We start from the raw sequence: 6150 nt of genomic DNA, 5'->3' as shown, positions 1-6150 counted from the left end.
CTGCCGGGCATCGGCCCGGTCGCGACCATCGCGATGCTGCTGCCCGCCACCTACGCGCTGCCGCCCGTGTCGGCGCTGATCATGCTGGCCGGCATCTACTACGGCGCGCAGTACGGCGGCTCGACCACCGCCATCCTGGTGAACCTGCCGGGCGAATCTTCGTCGGTGGTGACCGTGATCGACGGCTACCAGATGGCGCGCAAGGGCCGTGCGGGTCCGGCGCTGGCCGCGGCGGGCCTGGGCTCGTTCTTCGCGGGCTGCGTCGGCACGCTGATCCTCGCGGCCTTTGCGCCGCCGCTCACCGAGCTGGCCTTCAAGTTCGGCCCGGCCGAGTACTTCTCGCTGATGATCCTGGGCCTGATCGGCGCCGTGGTGCTGGCTTCGGGCTCGCTGCTCAAGGCCATCGCGATGATCGTGCTGGGCCTCTTGCTGGGCCTTGTCGGCACCGACGTGAATTCGGGCGTGGCGCGCTACAGCTTCGACGTTCCGGAACTGACCGACGGCATCGGCTTCGTGGCCATTGCCATGGGTGTGTTCGGCTACGGCGAAATCATTGCCAACCTTTCGCGCCCCGACGACGAGCGCGAAGTGTTCACCGCCAAGGTCTCGGGCCTGTTCCCGACCAAGGAAGACTTCAAGCGGATGATTCCCGCGGTGCTGCGCGGCACGGCGCTGGGCTCTTCGCTCGGCATCCTGCCCGGCGGCGGTGCGCTGCTGTCGGCTTTCGCGGCCTACACCATCGAGAAGAAGACCAAGCTGCATCCCGGCGAAGTGCCGTTCGGCAAGGGCAACATCCGCGGCGTGGCAGCTCCCGAGGCGGCCAACAACGCCGGTGCGCAGACCTCCTTCATCCCGCTGCTCACGCTGGGCATTCCGCCCAACGCGGTGATGGCGCTGATGGTGGGCGCAATGACGATCCACAACATCCAGCCCGGCCCGCAGGTGATGACCAGCAACCCCGAGCTGTTCTGGGGCCTGATCGCCTCGATGTGGCTTGGCAACGCGATGCTGATCATCCTGAACCTGCCGCTCATCGGCATGTGGATCAAGCTGCTGTCGGTGCCCTACAAGTTCCTGTTCCCGGCGATCGTGCTGTTCTGCGCCATCGGCGTGTACTCCACGAACAACAACACCTGGGACATCTGGATGGTCGGCATCTTCGGCTTCGTGGGCTACACCTTTTTCAAGCTGGGTTGCGAGCCTGCGCCGTTGCTGCTGGGCTTCATCCTCGGGCCGATGATGGAAGAAAACCTGCGCCGCTCGCTGTTGCTGTCGCGCGGCGACTGGAGCGTGTTCGTCACGCGTCCGATCTCGCTCGGCCTGCTGCTTGCCGCTTTGCTGCTGCTCGTGATCGTGCTGCTGCCGGCGGTCAAGGCGAAGCGCGAAGAAGCCTTCGTCGAGGATTAAACGGCCCACCCCCGTCCCTCGCTCACTTCGTGTAGCTCGACTCCCCCCTCAAGGGGGCAACACCAGCGGCCCGGCAAAGCCGGTTCCGCGGTGTTCCACGAATAAAAACGACGGCGCCTTCTGGGCGCCGTTTTCTTTTTCAGGGCTTGTTTGCGCGGGGCGGTTTCATGTGCTGTCGTGCCATGGCCAGAAAGGCCAGCGCCGCCGGGCTCAGCGGATGCTTGGCCAGCCGCACCGCGACGACCGGGTATTCGAGCGCCGGGCGCGTGACAGCCACCGCGCGCAGGTTGCCGGGCATCAGCACCTCCACATAGCGCGGCAGGAGCGCCACACCCGCGCCCGCCTGGATCAGGCCGAAGGCCGTCGACAGCATCGACACATGGTGGACCACGCGCGGATACACATTCGCCATGCTCGACAGCTGGCGGCTCACGGCGCGCCACACGTTGGCGTCGGGGTTCACGTGGATGAAGGGCAGCGCCTCGAGCTGCCGGGCATCGACCACCACGCGCTGCGCCAGCGGATGGTCGTCGCGTACGAAGAGGGCCATGCGCTCGGTGAACAGCGGCTCGGTCGCCAGCTCCGAGTGCTTCTGGCCGATGTCCGAGCCAAAGCCCAGGTCGGCCTCCTGCGAGAGGATGCGCGAGATCATCTGCTCGGCGGTGCTGTCCAGCAGCGTGGTGGCCAGCGTGGGGTGCTTCTGCGAGAAGCGGCCGAGCATCGGCGGCAGCAGGGCGCCCGCCGTGAGGTGGCCCACTGCCAGCACCACGCGTCCTTCGCGCAGCTGCGACTGCGAGCGGCAGGCGTCCACCGATTCATCGATCATCCGCAGCGCCCGCACGGCGGTCTCGACCATCACTTGGCCCGCGCTCGTGAACTGGATACGGCGGCCGCGCACGATGAGCGGCTGTCCGAGCTGCTCTTCCATGCGCTTGACCAGGTGGCTGATGGCCGGCTGCGTCAGCTGCAGGCTTTCCGCTGCCAATGTGAAGCTGCCCGACTCGGCGACCGCCGCCAGCGCCCGCAGCTGCTGCAGCGAGACTTCCTCCGTGGCGTTCTTCGTCATAAGCAGCACTCATAGTTGAATAAGCTGGATTATCTGGCTTGATGTGCGGCGGCTGCATAGCATGCGAGCTTTTCTCCACCGGGCCAGAATCAGCACCATGAAAAGAATCCAGTTCCTCCAAGCGGCCGCGGCGGCGCTTTGCGTGGCTGCATCGACGGCCAGCGTGGCCCAGGGCTATCCGAACAAGCCGGTGCGGCTGATCGTGCCGTTCCCGGCGGCCGGCGCAACCGACCTCTTCGCCCGCACGCTCGGACAGAAGATGAGCGAAAAGCTCGGCACCTCGCTGATCATCGACAACAAGCCGGGCGCGGGCGGCGCCATCGGCTCCGACATGGCCGCGAAGGCGCCGGCCGACGGCTATACGCTGCTGCTGGCCACCACCAGCACCCACTCCATCGGGCCGGCCATCACCAGCAAGCTGCCCTATGACACGGTGCGCGACTTCACGCCCATCGCGCATGTGGGCGATGCGCCGAGCATCATGCTGGTGCCGGTCAACTCGCCCGCAAAGACCGTGCGCGAATGGATTGACCACGCAAAGAAGAACCCCGGCAAGCTCAACTACGCGTCCAGCGGCAACGGCACCATCGTGCAGCTCACTGCGGAGCTCTTCAAGGCGCAGGCCGGCGTGTTCGTGACCCACATTCCCTACAAGGGCACGGCGCTGGCCATTCCCGACCTGATCAGCGGCAAGGTCGACGTGCTATTCGATTCGCTTCCCACCGGCATGCCGCACGTGCGCGACGGCCGGCTGCGCGCGCTGGGCGTCACCACGCCCAAGCGCAGCCCGCTCGCGCCTGAACTGCCGCCGATCGCCGACACGCTGCCGGGCTTCGAGTCGAACACCTGGTTCGGCTTCTACGGTCCCAAGGGCCTGCCGGCGGACATCGTGGCGCGCGTCAACAAAGCCGCGAACGAGGCACTGGCCGATCCCGAGGTGAAGGAAAAACTGTCGCGCCTGGGCATCGAGCCTGCCGCCGCCGGAACGCCCGAGCAGTTCGCCAAAATGGTGGCGGCCGACGCTGCCAAATGGAAAAAGATCGTGGTCGAGCGCAAGATCACCAACGAATAAGCGAGCACATTCCCATGAATTTCGACTTCAGCAACCCCTACCTCTCCACCCGCATTCCGATCTTCGCGCGCAACGTGGTGTCGACCTCGCACCCGCTCGCCTCGCAGGCGGGGCTGCGCATGCTGCAGCAGGGCGGCAATGCCGTCGATGCGGCCATTGCCACCGCGGCCGTGATGACGCTGGTCGAGCCCGTGAGCAACGGCCTGGGCAGCGACGCCTTCTGCATCCTGTGGGACGGCAAGGAACTGCACGGCCTCAACGCCTCGGGCCCCGCGCCCAAGGCCTGGACGCCCGACTACTTCAAGGCCAAGTACGGCGCCGACGCCGCCACGCCGCCGATGCGCGGCATCGATTCGGTCACCGTGCCGGGCGCGGTGCGCGGCTGGGTGGCGCTCAGCGAGCGCTTCGGCAAGCTGCCTTTCGCCGACCTGCTGGCACCGGCCATCGACATCGCCGAGCGCGGCTACCTGGTGCCGCCGGTGGTGCAGCAGAAGTGGGCCGCGGCCATGCCGGTGCTGGCATCGGTGGCGGGCTTCGCGCAGACCTTCATGCCCTGGGGCCGCGCACCCGAAGTGGGCGAGCTGTTCCGCTTCACGGCCGCCGCGCGCGCGCTCAAGGCCATTGCCCGCACCAAGGGCGAGGCCTACTACAGCGGCGAGATTGCCGAGGCGCTTGCCAGGTTCTCGAAGGAGCAGGGCGGCTCGCTCACGGTGGCCGACCTCTCGGCCTACCAGCCCGAATGGGTCAAGCCGATCTCGCGCGACTACCGCGGCCACACGCTGCACGAGATTCCGCCCAACGGGCAGGGCATTGCGGCGCTGATCGCGCTCGGCATCTTGGAAAAGTTCGACATCGCCTCGCTGCCGGTCGACTCGGTCGCTTCGCAGCACCTGCAGATCGAGGCGATGAAGCTCGCCTTCGCCGACGTCTACCGCTATGTGTCGGAGCCATCGTCGATGACGGTGACACCCGCGCAAATGCTCGATGACTCCTACCTCGCATCGCGTGCGAGACTCATCGACGTGAAAAAGGCACAGGACTTCAAGGCCGGCAACCCCGTCAAGGGCGGCACCATCTACCTCACGGCGGCCGACGAGAGCGGCATGATGGTGAGCTTCATCCAGAGCAACTACATGGGCTTCGGCTCGGGCTGCGTGGAGCCCGAGTTCGGCATCAGCCTGCAGAACCGCGGCCATGGCTTCAGCCTCAAGGCCGAGAGCCCGAACGTCGTGGCGCCGGGCAAGCGGCCGTTCCACACCATCATCCCGGCCTTCCTCACCAAGGACGGCCAGCCGGTGATGAGCTTCGGCGTGATGGGCGGCAACATGCAGCCGCAAGGCCACATGCAGACGCTGGTGCGCATGCTCGACTACAAGCAGAACCCGCAGGCCGCCTGCGATGCGCCGCGCTGGCGCTTCAACGCGGGGCTCGAGATCAACGTCGAGGCCGCAATGAACCCGGCCACGGTGCAGGGCCTGCGCGAGCTCGGCCACCACCTGGACGTGATCGACGACTCCTATCAGGACTTCGGCGCCGGCCAGTTCATCTGGCGCGCGGGCGATCCGTCGGTCGAAGGCTACGTGGCCGCCAGCGATCCGCGCCGCGATGGCCTGGCGGCAGGCTTTTGACGGCTACGCGATGATCGGGGAATGACCAAGTCCGCCGTACAGACCGGCATTCCCTCTTCTTCAGCCAGCGGCGCGAGGAGCCTTGCGCCCGGCCTCATCCTCGCCTCGCTCGGCGCGGTCGCGTTCAGCGGCAAGGCCATCATCGTCAAGCTGGCCTACCGCTACGGCGTGGATGCGATCACGCTGATCATGCTGCGCATGCTGTTCGCGCTGCCGCTGTTCGCGCTGATGGCGTGGTGGGCCGGCCGCGGCAAGCCCGCGCTCACCTTGCGCGACTGGTTCGGCGTGGCCGGGCTCGGCTTCTCGGGCTACTACCTGGCGAGCTTTCTCGACTTTGCCGGGCTCGCCTACATCTCGGCCAGCTTCGAGCGGCTCATTCTCTATCTCAACCCCACGCTGGTGCTGCTGTTCGGCTGGCTCCTGTACCGGCGGCGCGCCACGCGGCCGCAGGTGCTCGGCATGATCGTGAGCTATGCCGGCGTGCTGCTCGTGTTCGGGCACGAGCTCTGGATCGGCGGCGGCGGCAAGGGCGGCGGCGCGGCGGCCTGGGGCACCTTCCTCGTGTTCCTGAGCGCCGTGAGCTATGCGGCCTACCTTGTCTACAGCGGCGAATTCGTCAAGCGCCTGGGCTCGCTGCGGCTCGTGGGCCTAGCCACCACCGTGGCCTGCCTGCTGTGCATCCTGCAGTTCGCGCTCACGCGGCCGATGAGCGCCGCAATGCAGGTGGCGCCCGAGGTCATCTGGCTGTCGGTGCTCAACGCCACGCTGTGCACGGCGGTGCCTGTCCTCATGGTCATGATGGCCATCGAGCGCATCGGCCCGGCCATGGCCGCGCAAACCGGCATGATCGGGCCGCTGTCGACCATCCTCATGGGCGTGGTCATACTCGGCGAACCGTTCACCGCGTGGATCGCGGCCGGCACGGTGCTCGTGATTGCGGGCATCTTCGTTTTCACACGCACGGGGCGCTAGCGCTC

At 67.0% G+C, this 6150-nt stretch carries 5 protein-coding genes; 4 read left to right on the top strand and 1 reads right to left on the bottom strand.

Annotated features, from left to right (window positions below):
* Positions 1–1407: tripartite tricarboxylate transporter permease (locus AC1DMS_RS12085; RefSeq protein ID WP_478181059.1), on the top strand; the 1407-nt coding region annotated here is incomplete at its 5' end.
* A 139-nt stretch (positions 1408–1546) separates the two neighbouring features.
* On the opposite strand, the gene AC1DMS_RS12080 is transcribed toward AC1DMS_RS12085, so the two are convergent.
* On the bottom strand, positions 1547–2473 hold the full coding sequence (locus AC1DMS_RS12080) for a LysR family transcriptional regulator (protein WP_278880477.1): 927 nt from the start codon (positions 2471–2473) through the stop codon (positions 1547–1549).
* A 97-nt stretch (positions 2474–2570) separates the two neighbouring features.
* On the opposite strand from AC1DMS_RS12080, the gene AC1DMS_RS12075 reads away from it, so the two are divergent.
* From AC1DMS_RS12075 to AC1DMS_RS12065, 3 genes are read left to right on the top strand one after another with little or no spacing between them, the layout of a single operon-like run.
* Positions 2571–3545: a Bug family tripartite tricarboxylate transporter substrate binding protein gene (locus AC1DMS_RS12075; RefSeq protein ID WP_278880475.1), complete on the top strand. Its 975-nt coding sequence runs from the start codon at positions 2571–2573 to the stop codon at positions 3543–3545.
* A 14-nt stretch (positions 3546–3559) separates the two neighbouring features.
* The gene (locus AC1DMS_RS12070) at positions 3560–5173 is read left to right on the top strand and encodes a gamma-glutamyltransferase family protein (RefSeq protein ID WP_307593558.1); all 1614 of its coding nucleotides are present in this window, start codon (positions 3560–3562) and stop codon (positions 5171–5173) included.
* Between the two features lie 21 nt (positions 5174–5194).
* Positions 5195–6145: a DMT family transporter gene (locus AC1DMS_RS12065; RefSeq protein ID WP_307593556.1), complete on the top strand. Its 951-nt coding sequence runs from the start codon at positions 5195–5197 to the stop codon at positions 6143–6145.
* The last annotated feature ends 5 nt before the right edge of the window (positions 6146–6150 follow it).

Source organism: Variovorax sp. 05T418 (assembly GCF_056396385.1).
The sequence above is the reverse complement of the archived record's forward strand: the minus strand, read 5'-3'. Positions and strand labels throughout refer to the sequence as shown.

What these genes read in the sequence shown, in the direction of transcription:
- AC1DMS_RS12080 (WP_278880477.1), bottom strand. Translation starts at nt 2,473, where the DNA reads ATGACGAAGAACGCCACGGAGGAAGTCTCGCTGCAGCAGCTGCGGGCG.
- AC1DMS_RS12075 (WP_278880475.1), top strand. Translation starts at nt 2,571, where the DNA reads ATGAAAAGAATCCAGTTCCTCCAAGCGGCCGCGGCGGCGCTTTGCGTG.
- AC1DMS_RS12070 (WP_307593558.1), top strand. Translation starts at nt 3,560, where the DNA reads ATGAATTTCGACTTCAGCAACCCCTACCTCTCCACCCGCATTCCGATC.
- AC1DMS_RS12065 (WP_307593556.1), top strand. Translation starts at nt 5,195, where the DNA reads ATGACCAAGTCCGCCGTACAGACCGGCATTCCCTCTTCTTCAGCCAGC.